The organism is Gelidibacter gilvus, from assembly GCF_004115975.1.
In the GTDB taxonomy this organism is placed as follows: Bacteria; Bacteroidota; Bacteroidia; order Flavobacteriales; family Flavobacteriaceae; genus Gelidibacter; species Gelidibacter gilvus.
Window position 1 is genome coordinate 238691 of sequence record NZ_SDDZ01000005.1, and the last position, 22896, is coordinate 261586.

The 22896-nt window shown below is 38.8% G+C and carries 13 protein-coding genes; 2 read left to right on the top strand and 11 right to left on the bottom strand.

Features of this window, described 5'->3' with window-relative positions; translation table 11 throughout:
* Nucleotides 1–8: 8 nt before the first annotated feature.
* From ESZ48_RS10860 to ESZ48_RS10890, 7 genes are all read right to left on the bottom strand, one after another.
* A complete protein-coding gene (locus ESZ48_RS10860; RefSeq protein ID WP_129017507.1) occupies nt 9–2255 on the bottom strand; it encodes a GH92 family glycosyl hydrolase in 2247 nt (748 codons plus the stop codon).
* A 6-nt stretch (nt 2256–2261) separates the two neighbouring features.
* A complete protein-coding gene (locus ESZ48_RS10865; RefSeq protein ID WP_129017508.1) occupies nt 2262–3377 on the bottom strand; it encodes a family 10 glycosylhydrolase in 1116 nt (371 codons plus the stop codon).
* A gap of 24 nt (nt 3378–3401) precedes the next feature.
* Nucleotides 3402–4568, bottom strand: a complete 1167-nt coding sequence (locus ESZ48_RS10870; protein ID WP_129017509.1) for a glycoside hydrolase family 18 protein — start codon at nt 4566–4568, stop codon at nt 3402–3404.
* Nucleotides 4569–4656: 88 nt separating this feature from the next.
* Nucleotides 4657–5718: a carbohydrate-binding family 9-like protein gene (locus ESZ48_RS10875; protein ID WP_129017510.1), complete on the bottom strand. Its 1062-nt coding sequence runs from the start codon at nt 5716–5718 to the stop codon at nt 4657–4659.
* A 312-nt stretch (nt 5719–6030) separates the two neighbouring features.
* A complete protein-coding gene (locus ESZ48_RS10880; protein ID WP_129017511.1) occupies nt 6031–6996 on the bottom strand; it encodes a glycoside hydrolase family 130 protein in 966 nt (321 codons plus the stop codon).
* 156 nt (nt 6997–7152) lie between these two features.
* Nucleotides 7153–9030 (bottom strand): sodium:solute symporter family protein, encoded by a 1878-nt coding sequence (locus ESZ48_RS10885; protein ID WP_129017512.1) that lies wholly within the window; start codon nt 9028–9030, stop codon nt 7153–7155.
* Nucleotides 9031–9036: 6 nt separating this feature from the next.
* On the bottom strand, nt 9037–11307 hold the full coding sequence (locus tag ESZ48_RS10890) for a GH92 family glycosyl hydrolase (protein WP_129017554.1): 2271 nt from the start codon (nt 11305–11307) through the stop codon (nt 9037–9039).
* Nucleotides 11308–11514: 207 nt separating this feature from the next.
* Here ESZ48_RS10890 and ESZ48_RS10895 point away from each other — a divergent pair, with 207 nt between their 5' ends.
* The gene (locus ESZ48_RS10895; RefSeq protein ID WP_129017513.1) at nt 11515–12585 is read left to right on the top strand and encodes a sensor histidine kinase; all 1071 of its coding nucleotides are present in this window, start codon (nt 11515–11517) and stop codon (nt 12583–12585) included.
* 39 nt (nt 12586–12624) lie between these two features.
* Nucleotides 12625–13335, top strand: coding sequence for a LytR/AlgR family response regulator transcription factor (locus ESZ48_RS10900; protein ID WP_129017514.1), 711 nt, complete (start codon nt 12625–12627; stop codon nt 13333–13335).
* Between the two features lie 704 nt (nt 13336–14039).
* Here ESZ48_RS10900 and ESZ48_RS10905 read toward each other — a convergent pair.
* From ESZ48_RS10905 to ESZ48_RS10920, 4 genes are all read right to left on the bottom strand, one after another.
* Nucleotides 14040–15953, bottom strand: a complete 1914-nt coding sequence (locus ESZ48_RS10905) for a SusD/RagB family nutrient-binding outer membrane lipoprotein (RefSeq protein ID WP_129017515.1) — start codon at nt 15951–15953, stop codon at nt 14040–14042.
* 44 nt (nt 15954–15997) lie between these two features.
* Nucleotides 15998–19117 carry a SusC/RagA family TonB-linked outer membrane protein gene (locus tag ESZ48_RS10910; RefSeq protein ID WP_129017516.1) on the bottom strand — a complete coding sequence of 1040 codons (3120 nt, stop codon included), beginning with the start codon at nt 19115–19117 and terminating at the stop codon, nt 15998–16000.
* A 211-nt stretch (nt 19118–19328) separates the two neighbouring features.
* The gene (locus ESZ48_RS10915; RefSeq protein WP_190246238.1) at nt 19329–20471 is read right to left on the bottom strand and encodes a sialate O-acetylesterase; all 1143 of its coding nucleotides are present in this window, start codon (nt 20469–20471) and stop codon (nt 19329–19331) included.
* Between the two features lie 38 nt (nt 20472–20509).
* Nucleotides 20510–22813 carry a family 20 glycosylhydrolase gene (locus ESZ48_RS10920; protein WP_223266421.1) on the bottom strand — a complete coding sequence of 768 codons (2304 nt, stop codon included), beginning with the start codon at nt 22811–22813 and terminating at the stop codon, nt 20510–20512.
* Between the last annotated feature and the right edge of the window lie 83 nt (nt 22814–22896).

A 22896-nucleotide genomic window follows, 5' to 3' on the forward strand; every position in this document is an offset into this window, starting at 1 on the left:
TGCTTTTTTTAATTGTATAATTTGGACGAGGGCGCCATAGAATTTTTAGTACGCTTATTGGGTGTATTTCCCATGGTAAACACCAATTCTCCGCCCGCCATAATCTCTTTATGTGTGATATAATTCCGATCTACATCTTCGCCATTTAAAGAAATGGTTTGAATGTAAACATTGCCTTTATTATTGTTCAATGCTTTTACCGTGAAGGTTTTTCCGTTTTCTAAATTGACGGTTGCTGCATCGATAAGTGGTGATCCAATGGCATAAACGCCTTGTGCAGGATTCATCGGATAAAAGCCCAAGGCACTAAACACGTACCATGACGACATTTGTCCGCAGTCTTCATTGCCACAATGTCCGCTTGGTTCATTCTGATATTGAGTTTCTAAAATCTCACGAACCAGTTTTTGTGTCTTCCACGGCTTTTCAATATAATTGTACAAATAGGCAACGTGGTGACTTGGCTCATTACCATGCGCATATTGACCGATCATTCCCGTACTGAAAATAGGTAATACGTCTTCTGCCAGCGGGTTTAAAGTAAACATCGAATCGAGTTTCCTTTCAAATACGTCGTTTCCTCCAACACGTTCGGCAAGACCTTCTATATTGTGCTGAACCGACCAGAAATATTGCCATGCATTACTTTCACAGAAATATGAGGAATAATCTTTCGGATCAAAATCTGAAATAAAAGTGCCATCTTTCAATTTTGGATGCATAAAAGTGCTGTTGGTATTATAGACATTTTGCCAATTTTCCGAACGTTTTATAAAGCTATTATAATCGTCTGTTTTTCCCAAGGCTTTTGCGAATTGTGCAATACACCAATCGTCATAAGCATATTCCAAAGTTTTGGAAACCGACCAATCGTCTTCCTGGTCACCTGCTGGTACATAACCCAAAGCCATGTACTCATCAATTTGTCTGGAAGTATCTGTAGCACTCGCGATACACGCTTGGTAAGCTAAATCGACATCAAAATCTTTAATCCCTTTAAAATAGGCATCAACAATTACGGGAACGGCGTGGTAGCCAATCATCATATTGGTTTCGTTCCCTTGCATGGACCAAACTGGTAAAAGACCTGTTTCTTTATAATGGGCCAGCATGGAATTGACCATGTCCGACACTCGATTGGGATGCATGATGGTGTATAATGGATGTGCCGCGCGATACGTATCCCATAGCGAAAACGTATCGTATCTATCAAAACCTTTGGCGTTCATGATACTATCATTGGCGCCTTTATAATCGCCATTAAGGTCACTTAATAAAGTGGGCGCCAACATGGATTGGTACAGCATCGTATAAAAAATACGCTTTTTGGTATCGTCAGCAATGGTAATGTTGATTTTATTGAGCTGGGTTTCCCATTTGTGTTCAGCTTGATTCCTTATTTCATCAAAATCAAAATGTGGTGCTTCCTCTTCCAAAGATTTATAAGCGCCTTCAATAGTTGCGGTAGATAATCCTGTTTTTAAAATGATTTGGTCGCCTTCTTCAGTGCTATAGTCTAAAATAATTTTAGTATTCTTTCCAGTAACTGGCGACTTCGCTAACGAATCATTTTTAAATAGTTGATAGGATTTGAAAGGTTTTGAAAGTTTAATAACAAAATAAACCCGTTGGTCTTTTGCCCAACCTGTAGATTTCCGATAGCCTTCAATGGTGGTGTCGTCAACCACATTAAAATGGGTTTCAGTAGGACTGTCCCAATTTAAGGAATAGCCTAAATCGATGTGAATTTGTGTGCTGTCGTCTTTAGGAAAAGTATATCTATGAATGCCGGTTCTTTCGGTGGCGGTCAATTCTGCTTTAATGCCATAATCCAATAAATCGACCGTATAATAGCCAGGAGATGCAGATTCCTTTTCATGTGAAAAACTCGAAAAAGGTTTAAAGTGATTGGCTTCTATGCGTTCTGAAAATCGGCTGTTGGTAGGCATCACTAATATATCGTAGAGATCGCCGGCGCCTGTTCCGGATAAATGCATGTGTGAAAATCCGGTAATAATGGAATCTTGATAAAAATAACCCGCGATCCGATCCCATCCCGAAATCCCAATATCAGGACTTAATTGCACCATACCAAAAGGAACAGTCGCGCCTGGATAAGTATTTCCAGGACCGTCAGTTCCAATAAACGGATTGACAAAACTGGTTAATTTAACTTGGTTTGACACCTCTGCTGACTCTTTGCATTGAAGCAAGAACATCGCAAAAAACAGCGTTATAAAACCAAATTTCTTCATTTTTACTTATTTAAAGCTTTCTTTCGTTTCCCTAATGGTTTGCAGATAAGCATCGGTTAATTGCGGTCCATCAAAGAAGGTCACGCCTTTTGCTCCGTTGTCTTTTGCGTAATGAATGGCTTCTTTTAATTCTTCCGCAGATGTAAATGGTGGTAGAAAAACGCCCGTATTCAATCCGACATTTTTAGGTTCCAAATCCGTGACGCCTTGTTTGGTGGCATAACCGATCCAATCAATTTCCTCGTTATAAAATCCGTGGTAAATCATCGGATAAACTTCATCAATATTCCATTTATCCCAACGTTGCCGCACCATATGATCTGCCATTTCAGGATAAGGGAAAACCGCAGCCGTCAATTTTTTATTGTGTTTATGAACGATATCATAAGCCTCATTTACCAAATTACGGATGGCATTCAACCTAAAATTCTTCCATTCCATATCGATCGCCGTATTTTCACTCTCCAACGGATTTTTATGATGGATTTTTTCGAATTCACTAATGCAGACCTCACAATAGCAAAAATCGAATTCTGCCATTTCCGTGTCCTGTTTTAAATCGTATTTCGGAAGTAAACCGATGGGTAAGAAAATATCGGGAAATCGGATATAATCCAAATGCACACTTTCAATGCCCTCTACTTTGGCCATTTTCTCAACCAAACTTAAGATATGATTTCTAGATTCAGTCCGTGTAGGGCATAACCATTGGTAGTAATTGACATACGGACGGGTATCAAAACAGGATTTACCGTCTCGGCTGACCATATACCATTCGGGGTGTTTTTGAGCAACAGTATCACCTGGACGATTAACAGCCCACATCCACGCATGCACTTTTAAACCTTCTTTAGCTGCTAACGGAACCAAACGTTCGAGTTCTTTAGCATCGGTTGAGGTGTTTATCAGAACCTCATCAATGCCACCTTCCTTATATCTTTTAAATTCGGCGGTATACTCGGCATCAGCTTTATTTTTATTGGAAGTGATCCAGGTACCGAATTTAAAAGACCCATCGGTAGATGCGGAAGCATCTGAAAGATTTTGCTGTATTCTTTCCATTTGATTGCAGGCAACTACAGTTAAAAGTAAGGTCGCAAAAAGGAGGTGTCTGGTTTTCATGGCGGTGGATTTTTATACTAACTTTTAAAACAAGGATTCAAAAAGGGTATTCAGTAGCTCTTGATCTTTATCTAAACTATATTCCCAAAACATGACGCCACCCAAGCCTTTTTCTTTGATATACTCTGCCTTTAACTTGATTTCTTTAGGTGTATCATAAGAAATAAAAATATTATCGGTAGGATTCCAGAGGTAAGATGCTTTAGCAGATTCGTCGTACATTTTTTCATGCTTTCCGGATTTTAATTTTTCAAGTATTTCCCAATAGGAAATAATATATCCGCCTTGATTGGCCGATGCATATAAGGGAACCTCAGTAGGTGCAACCTTCTCCCATTGTCTGCCATAAAAAGGAATGCCCAAAACCAATTTTTCAACCGGAACACCAGCTTCGATATGTCTATCTATGGATTCAACGCCACTATTCCCGCCATATTTTTCTTTGTCTGATGGGTGTAAATTAGCGTGATGCCCCGTTTGGAACATCCAACCTTGATAAAAGTCGTAACCCATAACATTTATAAAATCAAGATGCTTGTGTGCTTCTCCTAAATTGGTATGATCGATATAAGTTTGATCGGCTCCTGTGGCAATAGTTAAAAGGTAATGTGTGTTGTCTTTTTCGCCTTGTACATCCAATGATTTACGGATTTCAGCCAAAAGCAAAGTGAAATTATCTTTATCGGATGGACGGAAGTCATTGTCTTCTGCACGTTGCCCTGGATATTCCCAATCTAAATCGACACCATCGAAGTCGTGATTTTTTAGAAGTTCCACGCAGCTTTCTGCAAACTTCTTTCGTGATGCATCGTAAGCTGCCATGGTTGAAAACTGATCAGACCAAACCCAACCGCCCACAGAATACAGGACTTTTAAATCTGGATTTTTGGATTTCAAACCGATGAGTGTAGCGATTTTAGCCGCATCCGTTTCCAATTCAAAGGCTGCTTTACCTTCTACAATATTGGCAAAGGCAAAATTGATATGCGTGAGTTTTGTGGCATCAATTTTTGAAAAATCATAATCTTCGTAGCCCGCTGCGTAGCCAATGATTTTTAGATCTACGTCAGATCTTTTTGCAGTGGTTTGCTCCTGATTTGAGACCTCTTGATTTGTTTCTTCCTTTTTTTCAGACGAATTGTTGCACGCGAAAAAAAGCGGGATTAAAAAAATGTATTTGATCACTCTCATAATATAATTCTTTTTCAGACCTGTCAGGTTTTCCTCCTACGCTTAAGCTTCGGTGGACAAGTAGAAACCTTACAGGTCTTTAACTAATCTATTGACTTAAAAATTCGCCATCCTCTTTTATAATCAGTATTTTATCTGTAAATGGACTTTTTACTGAAATGGTCCATCCAAAACTATGGATTTCAATTTTTGGTCGGATGGTTTTTCCTTCAACAACAATTGGGGATGACGATAGTTGATCAACCGAAGTTGCCCATTGTTTATTCGTTTCGTAATGTTTTTTTTGAGCACGGAACACCTCGTACATTTCCCATTTGATTTTTTCATCGTTGGGGATTTCAAAACTATCTTTTCCGCCAGCTTCTTTGGACGAGAAATACACATAGCCCCACTTTTCAGGTTCGTGCATATTGATAACGCCTTGTGAGGACCAAACCCAATTGTATTCTGGAAGATAATTACCTTCGGCATCTTTTTTTCGACCGTATTTCCCATCGGTGATTTGATGATCCCAGTTCACTCTTGAAAAATTAACGCGCCAAAAATCATCTTTAGGCACATTTTCTTCGAAATAAGCTTTTTTGAAAACATCCCAAGGAATTGCCATCTCGAGCATCCAACCTTTGTCGGTATCCTTCGGATTGTTCAATGTTCCATTGATGTTGATGGCTGTTTTCATCCCCGTTGCGGTCCAATCGTTTAAAACCACATTGCTTTCACGATAGGGTTTGTTGACAAATAAGTCCCATACGGTATTGATGGCATTAACCTCGATTTCATAATAATTATGGGTGTCGCCATCGGGATCAATGAATACTTCAAAATCGTTGTTGTAGAAAATAATGGCGTCGTGTTCGGTGATGTCTGCCCAAACGTGTGGCTCTTCCATTTTCGCCAAAATATAGAAATAGGTATCATCCCATAACATTTTGACTTGGGTGTCGTAGGTTGGTTTTTTTATGCCTTCAATATCGATGAAGAGGTTGGTCCACGCTACTTTATTCCACGAGGCATCAGCATCACTTCCATCAACGTCTATAGCTTCGCTGGTATGGTAGGCGATGTAACTTTCGGGAACTGTAATGTTTTTGGATTGCCCAAATGTCAGCATGCACATACCGAAAAACAGGGGTGTTATAAATTTAAACATGGAATATTTTATTATTTATTCATGATATATCGCCCGTTGGGGCTACAAAGATGTCGCTCCTACGGAGCTATAATCTTGTCGTTTTTGTTATCATTAGCTACAAAGATGACGCTCCTTTGGAGCTATAACGTTTTCTGTTTTGTTATCGTCGGTCTACAAAGCCGTTGCTTTAATTCGGCTAAAATAACATAGTCAACGCTTTTTATTTAATGAGCAAATGGTTTAGACCTCATTTAAATTCATACCTACAAGGTTTTCCTTCGAGTATATTTAGACCTACAAGGTTTTGAAAACCTTGCAGGTCTAATGAACTTATAAACTATTATCTTTTGTAAACTGGACGACTTCACTCAATTTCCCAAATGCCATGGCGACTACAGTATCTGCAGCACCGTAGTAAATCGCTAATTTATCTTCTTCTATATCGTGCAATGCTGCGCAAGGAAACACCACGTTGGGTACGTCTCCTGTTGTTTCGTAAAGTTCTGCTGGTCCCAATAAATAAGGTTGGGTTCTGTACTTTACTTTATCGGGTTGATGTTCATCTAAAAGCGCGGCACCCATTGCATAACGGAAGCCGTTACAGGTGTTGATTACGCCGTGATAGATCATCAACCAACCTTCATCTGTTAAGATAGGAATTGGACCTGCACCAATCTTGGTACATTGCCAAGCACTGTCAACAAATGCAGTGGTTTTCATGACACAACGGTGTTCTCCCCAATATTTCATATCCGGACTGTAGCTGATGTAAATATCACCAAATGGCGTGTGGCCATTATCACTCGGGCGACTTAACATCGCGTACTTTCCGTTGATCTTTTTAGGAAATAAAACCCCATTTCTATTGAATGGTAAAAAGGCATTTTCACACTGGAAAAACTCCTTGAAATCGTAGGTATAGGCAATCCCGATGGTTGGTCCGTGGTAGCCATTACACCAAGTAATCCAATAACGGTCTTCAATCCATACAACCCGTGGGTCATATTTGTAATCGGATTCGATCATTTCTGTATTTCCTGCTTGCATCACGATTGGATCGTGATTGATGTCCCAATCGATTCCATTTTTACTAAAACCAGCAAAAATATTCATTTGCACCGATTTGTTATCACATCTAAAAACGCCAGCATAGCCATCACCAAAAGGCACCACGGCACTATTAAAAATACTGTTGGAGGATGGAATATCATATCTGTTGATGATAGGATTCTCAGAATATCTCCAAACTACATCTTTGCAACCTTCCGGTTTATCTTGCCAAGGAAATGTACTCATATGTTATTTATTTTTAGGCCCCCTAACCCCAAAGGGGGAATGGAAACGTTTAGGTTAAACTTATTTTGTAAAAAAAAATTATTTTTTGTTCCTAATACTTCCTTTTATGCCAAATCTCTCTCACCAATAATTCCTCATTCCTAATCCCTTTCTCCCCTAATTCGGAATCTTCCTCACCTTATCCAACCACGTAAACTTCAAGATTATCGAGGTTACCAAAAATACGCCTAAAGAAACAAATGCCTTAGGATAATCGCGGATAATAAAGTAAATAGGCAGCACAATCATGCTGGATTGCCAAACAATACCGATGGCACAGTTTAACATATCCGGCCAAAATTGAGAATTACGCTCAATTTCTGAGTTATCTTTCTTTAATTCATTTAAAACAGGTTTCCAGAATCCCCAAGGATGGACGTTGGAATAGAAGGATTTCAGAACATCCATATCTGTTGGTTTCGTGAGATAGGTTCCTAAGAAAGAACCTATAAGCGACACCCCAAAGATGACTGGAAATAAATATATGGCTGATACATGGGACAGATCATAAAGTAGTGTGCCTTCTGTAAAGTTTCCTTTGTTTTGATCTAATAAAAATTGCAGACTGGCAATAATCAACCCCGATAGCATGCCCCAAAAATAACCCCAACCATTGAAACGCCACCAAATCCATTTCAAGAAATTGGCCGCTACGTAACCTCCAAACAGAGAACTGGTAATCCATAAAGTCAGTGAGTTGATGGAATCGGCGAAGAAGCCCATGAATACACCGAGTCCAACCACGGCGAAAGACGCAATATGACTGGCTTTTATATAATGTCTATCCGTTGCTTTTGGCTTAAAATATTTTTTATAAATATCATTCACTATATACGCAGGTCCAGCATTGACGAAAGCAGAAAAAGTGGACATAAAAGCCGCCAATAACCCAGCCAAAAGCAGTCCTTTGATTCCAACAGGAACATGGAAATTAACTACTTGAGGCAGTAAAATCTCCAAATCAGCCCAAGCTAAATTAGGATTTGCAGCCATCTCGGGAGCCAATACTACCAAAGCAATAACGACCACGCCTCCAATTAGTAAATACCTAGGAATAAAGAGAACGAGATTGGTAAAACCACTCATATATGCTGCTTCTTTAACCGTTTTGGTGGAGAGGATTCGCTGCATATCAAAACTTGGTGTTGGTCCAGCGATACTGGCAAAAAAACCTTTAAAAAGACTCATGCCAATCAAAGCGCCAAACATTTTATACCCTTCTGAATCGACCAAATCATTAAACGCCTGGTATTTATCACTCCAATGGGTTTCCAGTTCCCAACCAAAGAAAATACTTTTCCACTCATCAGTAAGCACGCTTGTGACTTCAATATCGGTAAACGCGAAAAATGAATAGGCAGCGATCAAAATTCCGGCAATAACCATAATGCCATATTGTAGTACCTCTGTGGCCACGACGGAGAACATCCCTCCTTTTATGGTGTAAATAGTGGTTAGGAATATAATGATTAAGGCATAAGATTGCTCAGAAGTCAATAGTTCTGAAGTCCCAATATGCAAAGCCAGATCCCAAGGTAAAATGACGGTCATGAATTTACCCACGCCTTCAAAGAAATAGGCAATAAAACCAATGGACGCAATAACTGCAAAAAGCGCCACAATTTTGTGGGACGCCCGTCCGGCTTTATCATCGCCAAAACGCGTTAGGATCCATTCCGATCCGGTCATGATATTTGAGCGTCTGATCCAAACGGCCAAAAACATCATAATAAAAATCTGGTTCCATATGGGCCAGAGCCACATGAGCATAAAACTCTTGGTACCATAAAGAAATAGCCAACCTACCATTAAGGCGGTTCCAGAAATATCAAACATCCCAGAGCCGTTGCTCAATCCTAAATAGTACCATTTTATGGAATTGCCACCCAAGAAATAGGAATCCAAGCCTTTGGAGGCTCTTTTAGACATCCAAATTCCTACGCCTAAGGTTAAAACAATATAGACTGCAATAATTGATACATCAATAATATCCATTTGCCGCTAGTTATTGGATGGTTGTGAACTGTTGTTTACTCCCCAATTTTTATTGGGCTGGTTGCCCATCACAAAATGTAAAGTGCCACCTTTTAAAATAGTCTCGTGTGAGATTCTTGTCTGATTAAAAGCTTTTCCATTTAAGGTTGCGGATTGGATATAGAAGTTTTTATCCGAAACGTTTTCTGCTTCTATGACAAAGGTCTTATTATCTGAAAGCTTAACGGTTGCTTTTTCAAAAATTGGCGTTCCAATTTCGTATTCTGCCGATGCCGGATTCATAGGATACAACCCTATTGAACTCAAGACGTACCATGCGCTCATTTGTCCGCAGTCCTCATTTCCACTCAGGCCGTTAGGCGTGGTGTTGTATTGGGTGTCCATAATATGGCGCGCCCAATATTGGGTACGCCACGGCTGATTGGCATGGTTGAACATGTAGGCAATATGATGGCTTGGTTCATTTCCGTGTGCGTATTGACCGATAAGTCCGGTGATATCTACGGAAATATTATCGCCTGTAATTTCAGAGCTTTCCGTAAATAATTGCTCCAGTCGTTTTGTAAAGGCATCATTTCCGCCGTGGATTTTGATCAGATCATCAACATCTTGAGGCACAAACCAACTGTGTTGCCAGGCGTTACCTTCGGTATAATCAGTTTGTTCTCTGTGGTTGGAATGTTTGGCATCAAAAGGTTCGTTCCATGACTTGCCATCTACCGATTTTCCACGCATAAATCCGGATCCGACATCAAATAAATGCTGGTAGGCTTTTGATCGGTTTAAGAAATAATGATAATCTTCTTCTTTCCCCAATTCCTTAGCCATTTCGGCCACGCACCAATCGTCATAAGCGTATTCTAAAGTGATGGTCACGGATTCGTCCAATAAACTGTAAGGAATATAGCCGTATTTTTTATAATGATCCAAGCCGCGTTCGTCCTGCATCATGGTGTTTTTCATTGCTTCGTAGGCTTTTTCAACATCAAAACCACGAATGCCTTTTTTGTAGGCTTCCACTATCACAGGAATAGAATGGTAGCCGGTCATGGTATTTGTTTCATTCCCATATAAAGTCCAAACAGGTAATATGTCTCTGACCTCATAATACGCCAGCATAGAGTTGATCATATCAGAAACCCGATCTTTGGCAATAATTGTCAGAAGCGGATGTTCTGCTCTAAAGGTATCCCAAAGCGACAAAGTGGAATAGGCGGTATAATTTTTGGCGGTAACAATGCTGTCGTTTTCCATTCGGAATTGGCCATTTTTATCGCTAAAGGTCACTGGTGCCAATTGGGCATGGTAAAGGGCCGTGTAGAAAATAGTTTTTAAGGAATCGGTTGGTGTCTCAACAACAATAGTTGATAATGCTGATTCCCATAATTTTTCAGCGTCAGCTTTAGTTTTATCAAAATCAAAACCTTCAAGTCCCATATTGTCTTTTGCATTTTCAATACTTACAGATGACAAGGCCACTTTGGCAAATAATTCGGCACTTTTTTCGGCGGGATCAAAGAACAGCTGAGCGGAAGTCTTTATACCTTCATTTTCGCCTTCTTGAAAAACTTCTCCATCCACATAGATCTTATAATCCGAAATTGGCTTTGAGAATTTCGCAACGAAAAACACTTTCTGATTGTGCGCCCAACCTGTACTATGGCGGTAGCCACTTATGGTGTATCGGTCTTCAACTTTCAACGACGTCGCTACGGCTTTATCCCAGTTAATGGCGAAACCTAAGTCAATAACCACCGACTGTTCATCGCCTTCTTTAAAAGTGTATTTATGATACGCTGTTCTTTCTGATGTGGTCAATTCTACATTGATATCATGGTCTTGCAAAAAGACTTGGTAATATCCAGGTGATGCAGTTTCGTTGTTATGATTGTAGGTAGACCTATAAGCAATACTATCTCTGGAGATTGGATTTACGGTTAAATCGACGGCCTTATTGATGGGCATAAAAATAATATCTGCCAAATCGCCAATTCCTGTTCCACTCAAACTCAAATGACTGAAACCAATGGCAGTATCATCAGAATAATGATATCCTGAGCACCAATCCCAAGCACTGATGCCGTTAACTGGACTTACCTGCAACATTCCAAAAGGCACGGTTGCACCTGGATAAGTATGACCATGGCCACCCGTCCCGATAAACGGATCTACATAACTGTTAATTGCGGTCTCGCTTTTTGCAGTTTCAGGTTGCTTATTACAGCTTAAAATCAAAAAAGTGGAGAGAATAATTAGGTATTTGTTTTTCATGCTTATATTATATTCCAAATTATCAAATAGGGATCGTGTTTTCAGGATCTGGCAATGTGCACTAGATTTCAGGAGCCTCTCATCTTACCAATTAAAAACAAAATTTTCAAATGGAGTTCACTCCATAAATTTTCATAAATTTAACCACAATTGAAATTAATTTAGACGGACAACACGTTAACTCTCCTGAACATCATCAAATTTTTTATTTAAATGAACTTTACCTCCAAACGCATCTATAAAATATCAATTTGGCACCATATTATTTTCTGGGTGGTCTATTTTTTATTCAACACATTCCGTTGGGGAAGCTATTTTAATGACTACCTATATTCACTAAAAACGAACCTTTTAGGCTTTCCTATCCATATTGCTTTATGCTATTTTAATATTTACTTCTTGATGCCAAAATTTTTGTTTAAAAGAAAATACCTCCCCTATGTTATCCTAATTATCTCAGCCATCTATGTCATGGTTTTGGCCAAGTTCAATCTCACTTATCTTTTGATCAGTAACAATGTTTGGCCGGAAGGTCCTGAACCTATAAATCATTTGACCCTTAACTATACGGTTGATATGATGATTGGGGAGCTTTACGTAATCACATTTGTGACGGCCATTAAAGTGACTTTAGACTTTTTAAAAGAACAAAAAAGGGTTACCGACCTTGAAAAAAACCAATTGGAAACCGAATTGTTGTTTTTAAAATCGCAGATTTCACCGCACTTTTTTTTCAATACGCTAAATAACATCCATTCTTTGGCTTTGGAAAAATCGAACAAGACGTCCAAAATCATCTTAAGGCTTTCAGAATTAATGCGGTATTTGCTTTATGAAACCAAGTCGAAACGTCAATCTTTGGAAAAAGAAATCATCTGCATTCAAAATTATCTAGATCTGGAAAAGATTCGTCATGACGATTTACTTGAAATAAATATGTCCATTTCAGGAGATCTCGAAGACAAAGAAATAGCCCCTATTTTATTGCTCACTTTTGTAGAAAATGCCTTTAAGCATGGTGTTAGCAAGAACATTGGCATCGTTAAAGTTGATATTGATTTCACTATTGAAGAAGAATTTCTTTATTTTACCATCACCAATCCTTTGCCTGCTGTAACCGACTATAAGAATGACATCAATTATTCCAGTGGCATAGGCTTAGAAAATGTGAAAAAAAGATTGACTTTAGGTTATGATAAGAATGATTATGAACTCAAGATAAATGACGACAACCATATCTTTACCGTAAGTCTTAAAATTAAAGTGACTGACTTACAGCCTTAGATTTTATCCTAAAAATCTCTTAGTACTAAAACAAAAGACATGAAAATAAAATGTTTAATTATTGACGACGAGCCATTAGCTGTTAATGTAATTAAAAATTATTTACAGAAAATTGAAGACATCGAATTGGCCGATACCTTCAACAACGCTATTGATGCACTAAATTATTTAAAGCACCATAAAGTTGATGTTATTTTCTTGGATATTAACATGCCGGTTTTGGACGGCCTGAATTTTATCAAAAGCTTAAAAGAGCCTCCTTTAATAATCATTACCAGTGCCTATACCGAATATGCCATTGAGACCTATGAACTTGACGTTCTCGATTATTTGGTCAAGCCCATTGAATTCCCAAGGTTCATGAATGCGTTAAATAAGGTTTATAGACGAATGAATATCAATCAACCTTCTGCAGAAACGAGTAAATCACGCCCTTACCTTTTCATCAAAATTGATAAGAAAAAGATGAAAAAAGTCTTTCTAGACGAAATATTAGTGGTGGAAAGTTTAAAGGATTATTTAAAAATCAACACGACCAATGGCCGCTTTTTGATCCATAGCACACTATCAGATTTCACTAATCTATTACCGACTACAGATTTTATAAGGATCCACAGATCTTACACCATATCCATCAATAAAATAGATGCCGTTGAAGGTAATAGCATTGAAATTGACGGGATGCGTTATGTTATTGGCAGATCTTATATTGAGGAAGTCAAGGACAAGATTTTAAATTCTTCGATTTAGTATTAAGTACGAAGAATTAAGTATTAAGACATAATAGCCTCACTTCGGATATCGGAGATCTCTGATCCTTCCGAACAAAAGCACACACACTTACCATTTCCAAAAAGTCCTACCATTCCGAACAAGAATGATTTTTAAAAGAAGGACTATTGACGTCATACTTCAACATCAAATCATTTCTGAACATCCGATTCGTATGTATTTAATTCTTTTGACTTATGAACATTTTTTTCTACCCTCACTTGAAGCAGAGAATTATTCAAAGCGCAATAGACATCTTAAAGAAATCATTTTTCAATTATAAGATCACGCCAATCCCCGCTTCGCTTTTGGGTTCTGGGAAATAAAAAACATCACAAGAATCTAGAGATCCCGCCAAAGGGCGGGATTAGTTCAACCAACAAAACCCAATGCGCTTCGCTTTTGGGTTTCGGGAAATAAAAAACATCACAAGAATTTAAAGATCCCGCCAAAAGGCGGGATTAGTTCAACCAACAAAACCCAATGCGCTTCGCTTTTGGGTTTCGGGAAATAAAAAACATCACAAGAATTTAAAGATCCCGCCAAAAGGCGGGATTAGTTCAACCAGCAAAACCCAATGCGCTTCGCTTTTGGGTTTTGGGTTTCACTAAATAAAAAGGAGCACTTATAAAAGTGCTCCCTTCTGACTAAACATAAAAATGAAAAAATGAAAATTTACTTTCCTATTGCTGTTTTGCCCACCATAATGGCGTAAAAACATCATCAGGACCTCCTAATTTATCAACAGCTTGCGCATATCCACCTGGGATATTGCTACCGAAGTTAGCTGGGTATTTTAACCTTTGAGCAAAGAACTTAATGCTACTGGTCATATAATTTCCATCAGTTAAGGCCGGCATATTAGTTAAAGGCTTTTCAACTGCTGGGTTTTCAAAGAATGGCAACCCAAGTCTTCTACGATCGTTCCAAGTTTCCAATGGTAACCATGGCGTTTGTGCGATAAACTTTTGAGTAATAATCTTTGTCAAAAGATCATTTTTAACATTCCCGTTTTTATAGATTGTGTTTTCAGCATATTTCATATTGTGGGTACCTGCAGCACCGGTATAACCATCTTTATAAGTCATTGCAACTGTTGCAGATGGCTCAGCAACATGCCCCCAACTTACTGAAGTTCCAGCTCTATTATAGTCCTCTGAAGTCAAATAATCGCTTAATTGGCTTGATACACCATTATAAGCAAAACTATCAGAAATCCCTTGCTCATAAGCCACTTGGCCACTCACAGGTACTGCCCAACCTCTAACAGCTGCTTCAGCAATTAGGAAGTGTGATTCCCATGACGCAAAGAAGATTCTTTCGTTACTACTATTTCTATACTTATTCACTAAACGTGGTAACGCACCAATATGACCGCGCACTCTGTTTACAGATCCTTTATCGCCCCAATCACCACCAGGGTATGCGTTCCAAGTATATGCTGATTCAAGTTCTTTGACCACACCACCAGCGGCATCTATTAATGTTCTTTTGGTAGTTTCTGCGTCATTATCCCAAGAAGGGTATCCATTGAATTCTGGGTTTGAAAAATCGCCAGGAATTGCATACAAGTCATAAGCTCTTGGATCAATCGTATTGTGCAAACCATCAAAGAAGAACCCTGCAGATGGATCATTTGTTTTAGATGTGAAATGATTATCAAATTTAAGTCCCATGTAATTTGCTGGCTTAATATAACCATGTTTATCTGCCGATAACACATCTGCAGAAGGCACACCACCCAATCCAATCATTAAATTGTTAAGTGTTGCAGACAATTCAAAGGCATTCCACTCTCTTGTCATAACACCTGTGAATTCATTCCATCCTGGCACTTCTTCGACTGCAAAATTATCACTTGCATCCGTAATATATACACCAGATGCAGCATCTTCAAACTCAGATTGTGCTTTAGCAGGATCTACTTCTGACAAACGCATTGCTAAACGCATTCTTAAAGAATTTCCATACTTTTTCCATTTTGAATAATCATATGAATACGCTGGATCCAATTTTTTCAAAGCATCGTCTGGAGCTGAAACCTCAAGATTTAACGCATTGGTAGCTTCTTCTAATTCTGCAAGCATATAGTAGTACACCGATTTTACATCTGTATACTCAGGGTTAACTCCTTGAAATCCATCAATTGGAATAGGTCCAAAGTTGTCAGACATTTCACTCATGATGTAGGCACGCCAAATTCTTGCAACTTGCCTAAGATTTGGAACATGCTCTCTGGCAGTTCCGGATTCTATTTGTTGATCTGCAACTTTGATACCTGCGTTAATAGTTCTCAACCAAGAAGACACATAACCATTGTAATAGTCACTTGACCAACCATCGTTTGGACTACCTACAGCTAATCCAGCAGGCCTTGCCATTCCACCTACACGATCCCAATACAGAGCAAACATACGTTCTGATATATGTGGATCCATTTGTGCACTACCAATAGAATTATTAATAAAATACTCTATTTGTACCTGGTCGGCACTCGCCGCCACAGGGTCTACGTTTATTTCTTCAAACTCAGAGCAGGATAGAAACGCTAACAGCACTCCACCAACTAAGCTTGTTTTATTAAATATTTTTTTCATAACTTATATATTATAATTTTTGTAACTTAATAGATACATTAATTTTAGAAACTTAAAGATAGGTTTAAAAACACGCTGCTTGTTGTTGGAGGTGAAAGATATTCAAACCCTGTAGCATTAGTACCAGTTGCAAAAACCGACTCCGGATCAACGCCATTTAAGTGACTTTTCATCATCCATACGTTGTTCGCAGAAAGTCCTAATTTAAGATTTTGAATCCCAGAATCTCCTAACCATTCTTTTGGAATCGAATAGTTAATATTGATGTTTCTTAACCTTACGTTGGTTGCATCGTAAATATTGGCTTCATTTATTCCTAAGTTTCCTGAGGCGTTAGTGATACGTTCCCAGTAAAGTCTTGGAGAAACACCAGTTGTATTAGCAACGTAACCGCCACTTCCATCACTAACCGCACCATCAACAATAATGTCAGCTCTTTCACCATTCACAACAGTTATTGCAGCGGTTCCAGCCTCTTGAAGTGCACGGTTGGTACCTGAGAAAATCTCTCCTCCGACACGCGCATCAATCTGAAATCCGAAAGAAAGGCTTTTGTATGTAAAGTTATTTGTAAAACCAATCATATAATCTGGCTGTTGATCTCCTAGTTTAAATTTCTCACTGGTAGCAACTGGCAATCCACCTCCATCAGTGATAATTTTACCAAATAGAGGACTTGCTTGATCTTCAACTCTTGAGAACTTAGTACCCCAAATTTCACCATATCCACCGCCTTCAACAGCTAATACTGCTAAGTTGTCATATCCGCCCAATCCAAATTGGGTAACATCATCCGCTAACCTTTCAATAGTATTTTTGTTTTTGGAATAATTAATATTGGCATCCCAACTGAAACCATCAGGATTGTCAAATATTCTTCCGTTGATGGATAACTCAACACCTTTGTTTTGAACATCTCCGGCATTAACCATCTTAGAGTTATAACCACTCAATGGATCTAATGGCAATGCAATTAATTGGTTGGTGGCGTTAGATTTGTACCAAGCAAAATCCAATCCTAATCGGTTGTTGAAGAATCGTGCTTCAAAACCAACTTCTTGCGATTTGATCAACTCACTTTTTAAATCAGGGTTAAAGAGTGTATTATTTGTTCCTGCAGTTGTATTTCCATTAGCGTTATTACCAATCCAATAGCTGTTATAAAGTTGGTAAGGTCCAAGGTCATTACCTACAGTTGCGTAAGACGCTCTAATTTTACCGAAGGTTAACCAACCTGGCAACTCAGAGCCTGCTTTTCTGATCATATCAGTAACCACGAATGACGTACTGATAGAAGGGTAGAAAAACGATCTGTTTTCTTTACTTAATGTAGAAGACCAATCGTTACGTCCTGTAAAATCAACAAATAAGAACCCATCATAGTTGATTTGGAATGTTCCATATAAGGAGTTGGTTCTACGTTCTGTTGAACCTTGATTTACGTTTGGGTTATTGACACCATTATTCAATGAGAATAAGTTAGGCACCACAAGTTCTCCAGAACTTCCACTAATATAATTAGAGCTTCTTCCCATGATATTCCCACCAAGGGTTGCAGAACCACCAAACTTTCCAACGATATTGTCTTGAGCAGCCATCAATAAGAAACTGAAGTTTTTCTCAATAAAGGATTCCTTTCCAAAACTATACATTCCCGTATTATTTCCTGGGCTTCCAGAGTATAATTTCGATTCGGTAGTAGTTGTATAAATGTCAGCACCAGCTCTTGCTTCAGCGCTCAACCAATCTGTAATATCATATTTAATAGATCCATTCAGTAAGAAACGATCTCTTGCATCATTACTCAATCTATTTTCAGCAGACCAGTAAGGGTTCTCAGCATTTTCAGAAACGAACCATCTCATTTTACCGAATTCATCCGTAGTATTTCTAAATTGAGTAATATCTACTGATCTTGGCATTTGAGCTACCGTACCGAAAGCGTTATTGTTATTATTTCCGTTCAAAGGTCTGTTACCAGCTTTTGTATTGATGTACTGAACTTTCACATCTGAAGTCCATTTTTTAGACTCGCCGAATTTTGTAACCGCTCTCGTGGTTAAATTCAATCTTTCTAATGTTGATCCTGGAATATTACTATCGTCATTTAAATAACTAGCAGACGTGTATAATGAGGTTCCATCTGATACCTGCTGTTGGAATGATAAGCTATAAGTTTGATTAAATCCACCATCATAAAAGTTTCCAAGGTTATCATATGCTCTTAAAGTTGTAGGTTTACCTTCCCAATCAACAACTGATTGGCCTTCAATTTTAGGACCCCAACTTAATTTGCTTCGTTCATTATACACTCCCAAATCACCTTGACCAAATTGGCTCTGAAGTTCTGGTTCTATAAATAATCTTTCAAAACCTGTAGTTGCAGAAAAAGTAATTCCTAATCCTTTTCTTGATTTACCTGTTTTGGTGGTAATCAAAATAACACCGTTACCTGCACGTGAACCATATAGGGCCGCCGCAGAAGCGCCTTTTAGAACCGTCATGGTTTCAATATCTTCAGAATTTAAATCTCCCAAACCATTCCCCATATCTGGTGAAGGGTTCCAGAAGTCGTTGTTGTCAGCTCCTGTGAAGTTATCCATAGGAACACCATCAACAACAATCAACGGTTGGTTGTCGCCAGTAAGCGAGCTATTTCCCCTAAGAACAATTTTTGAAGAACTGGCAGGACCATTACTTCCTTTAATAACCTGAATACCGGCCACTTTACCAGATAGTGCGTTGGCTACGTTGGTCTCTCTTGTCTCAGTTAAAGACTCACCTTTTACCTCTTGAACGGAATATCCTAAAGATTTACGTTCTCTTTTAATCCCAAGTGCAGTAACTACCACTTCGTCCAATTGACTCACATCTTCTACGAGAGAAACGTTAATCGTGCTCCGACCATTAACAGCAATCTCTTGTGTAGTAAAGCCCACGTAAGAGAAATGCAAAGTGCCCTCACTTGGTACGTTAATGCTGTAATTACCATCAAAATCTGTTGTTACCCCTGTGGTAGTTCCTTTAACAAGGACACTAACTCCCGGAAGTCCCAAACTGCTTGCAGCGTCAACAACAACTCCTTTTACCGTTGTTTGCGCCTGCATACCATAAGTGCATAGAATACCAAACACAAACAGTAATTTAAGTACCTTTTTTGTCATAATTTTATTATAAGTTTAATTTGATTTCTTAAATGAATGTAAAATTAAGGTCAAATTTAAATATTTTCGACTAATGACGTTTCTAGAAAGGAGTAGGGCGTCATATAACCTTGTAGTATGGATTATTTCGCCAAATTTGAGTTAAATTATACTTTGAATTCCAGTAAAATCAACACGCCGAATTGACCTTAAAAATAGCGAAATTTTTCGACTATTTTACCACTTCTGTAAATCCGATCGCTCCCACTCCAGTAGAAAAATCTGTAAGCCAAGGTCCTTGATACGGGATGGAAGATTCCGGATAATTATCTGTCAAAATATAAGTAAGCGTATCACCTTTGTAAATTGTTTGTTTTGAAAAATTTAAACGAAGTTGTTTTGGGTTTTTCGGATCGATTTCTAAATTGGAAATGGCAGTGGTTCTTTTATTATTTATGGCGAAGGCATAATCTTTTAAATCATACTTAATTTCCCCTATTATAAGTTCTGGTTGAATGGCGATAGGCTTATCAAATTCAATAACTAAAGATGTAGAAGATTCCAATGTGACACCAATTAATTGAGGCGCCTCAAAATCGACTAATGCCCCGTAAAAATCATTTTTTGCCATATTAGAAATCCATTTCCCCAATATTTCATAACCGACGGCATGATAATGACATCCGTCTGATAAAAAGTAAGTTCCGTTTTCTGATTTTGGATTTGACGGAAAGCCATGTCGGGTTAGTATCTTTACCTTTTCTTGGGTTTTAGCAAACTGCCTTTGGGCTTCTCTAACGTTTTGATGGCCATTTTTGGAGTTGCAACCGGGAGGTGTTTGGATCAGATAAAATTTCTCAAAGGTATAATCGGTTTTAAAATCCTTATACAATTGGTTCAATGACGTTTGATAGTCTAAAACCGAATCGTCAGCATTCCCTTCACCTTGGTTCCAAATAAAAGCTTTGATTTTATTTTTAAAACCCGAAGCTTCCAATCGGTAGTGCAAACGCCCATAAGGACTATCTAAATCGACATTTTTTGTTTTTTGATAAAAAGAAATAGCACCACCACCTCCAGCGCCGTTAATAATGGCGATGGGCACGCCTTCTGAAGCGATCAAATTCATACCGATATTCAGTCCCAAAACACCAATCATGCCATTGCCCACAAGTTGGGTACCACCACGAACATCGGGTGCTTTGCCACGTGCCAAATACCAATTGGTGTTTGTGGCTTCTGGGTATATAGCCGATTTATTATACACATGCATCGCTCCAATGGTGCGTACCCATTGCGCATCAGCAGGTAAATCGTCATCATTATAGGCATGGTTATAATCTATAGCCCAAGCATTGGACTGTCCGCTAATCACATAAACATCTCCTGCCGTGACGTGGGTTGCGGTTTTAATCAGGACTTCGGTCTCATCTTTTTTTTTACGAACAACTCAATCGTATAATTGTGTTTTAGGGCTTCAATTTCTATTGGCATGGAAAACGGCCCATTTACCGCAATAGCACTTCTAATCTGCATGTCTTTAACACCATGTACTTTTGTGATTAAGCTATCCACTGAAGATTCTACAGTTCCAGAGATTTCAATGCGCGCTTTATTGTTCTTATCTCTTGCGTAAAGTTGATAATCTTTAGGAAAAGATTTAAGAGTTACCTTGGGAACTACATTGAACATTGGTCTAAAAATCAAGTCGCTGACTTCTTTTACCTCATTGTTTTTGATATCGACCGGCACGCAGGTAAACATCCATTTCCAGGAATTGTCATCCTGTGGAATTTTCAACAATACGGTATTCCACCCTTTTTTAAGCTGGATTTTTGTGGGCGATCGGTAAAAATAATCTTCGTCGATAAACGGAATTTCATCTGTTTTGGTTCCTAAATTAGGTTGTTTCCAAACCGGAGGTGCTATTTCAAGATTGTTGACCCAGATTTTCGGATTGGTAGTATGCCATTGGCCTTGATCTGGAAAAGGGCCTACACGTCGTCCGCCAGATCTCGACCAGCCTTGAAAACCAACCCAAAAATCTTGAACACGATCATCGGGCGAATAGATCTCAGTAGTTGCATAAAAAGTACCGGTTTTTTCAGTGGTCAATGCCGGAAAACCAAAAAAGTGTTTCAGATGAAGCGTGCCGCCAACTTTAGGCTCAGACCATTTGTAATTTTTCCCATCAATAGCATACGCTGCAACCAAAGAATCTTCAACAGGGAAATTCAGTGACACATCGTTATGATTTGGGAATGGACCAATCACGTTCCATTGGATATCCGTTTGTCTGATATACGGAAATTCCTTGCCTTTAAAAAAGAGATCCCGATGGACGATGACCTTGTCTTCAAAAGCTTTGAATTCCTGAAGATCGGTGGTATTTACTGGGGGTAATTTTGCCCAATAGTCCAATTTATTCTCCTTTCTTCCTTTCCAAATCGCATCGGCATAAAAAACGATAGAAGGGTAAATCGGGTTCTGTTTCAAGATATCACGTTCATTGGCCACATTATTATCAGGCCATGCACATAATATCCCACCTAATGCCAATGCATCGCCTTTTGGTTGTCGGCAGGGTTGCTGAAAAAACAATCGCGACATCCCTGCAAAAGGATCCAAATGGTTGATATAATTGGCGCGTGAATCTATAAAACGATGCCCTTCTCGGGGATTAAATTGCGCCCAAAGCTGATTGATAGATGTAGAATCTCCCTTTACGTCAATGCCTTCCATCCAAACGATGAGTTCTCTATCATGAGATTTTACGCGGTCCATGATCTGTTTTACAAATCCGTCTTCCACATATTCTTCGCGGTTCCTAACCTCATCCGTGCCAATATGGATATATGGCATGTCTTCAGCACTCACCAACGTACACAACTCATCAAACAAATTCAATAGCGTAGGCAATGCCCTTTCATCTTTCATCGATTCAAAACCCATGGCTTTCCTAAACGCTTCGGAATGTCCAGGGATATCAAATTCTGGAATGACCGTGATATGACGTGCTTTACAAAATGCAACGATATCCTTAAAGTCTTCTTGAGTATAAAATTTCCCTTTACCTCGAGACGTGGCATCTTCAGATTGCAACTGCGGATACAACTTACTTTCCAATCGCCATCCTGGATCATCGGTTAAGTGCCAATGGAACACATTGTATTTGTATTGGGAAATGACTTCAATTTGCTCTTTCAGTTGGGCCACCGATTGAAAATTCCGCCCAGTGTCGTGCATGAACCCACGGATTTTAAATGCGGGCCAATCGGTGATTTCTAACTTTGGGAATACGCCTTCTTTAGCGTGCTTTCTAAATATTTGTTGGAGTGTTTTTATAGCGTAGTAGGCGCCTCTTTCTGTAGTTGCCCAAATTTTGATGTCGTTATCAATACTCAATCTATAAGCTTCATCAGGATTATCGACCGAAAGATGTTCTTTTATAATTTGAATATTCAACCCTTTTAAGGATTCCTTCATACCCTCATTTTTGAAGAATGTCCTCAAAAGATCGGATTCGTTTTTAAAATCGGACCTACCCATATGAATGGTTTTGAAAGTCAATTCTCCCTTGCCGTAACTTATTTCTTGTGGTCCGGGAATGATGGGGTATTTATTTTCGAGAGGATTTGCATACCCATTGAAAACAAACAAGAGGTTCAAAGTCATAAAATAAATGACCGATTTAAAATTGTTTTTTATAGGACCCAATTTCATAAGATTTTAATTTACTGATTCTGTAGACCTCACAGGTTTAACCTGTCCGCCGAAGGAGGAAAACCTGTTAGATCTTG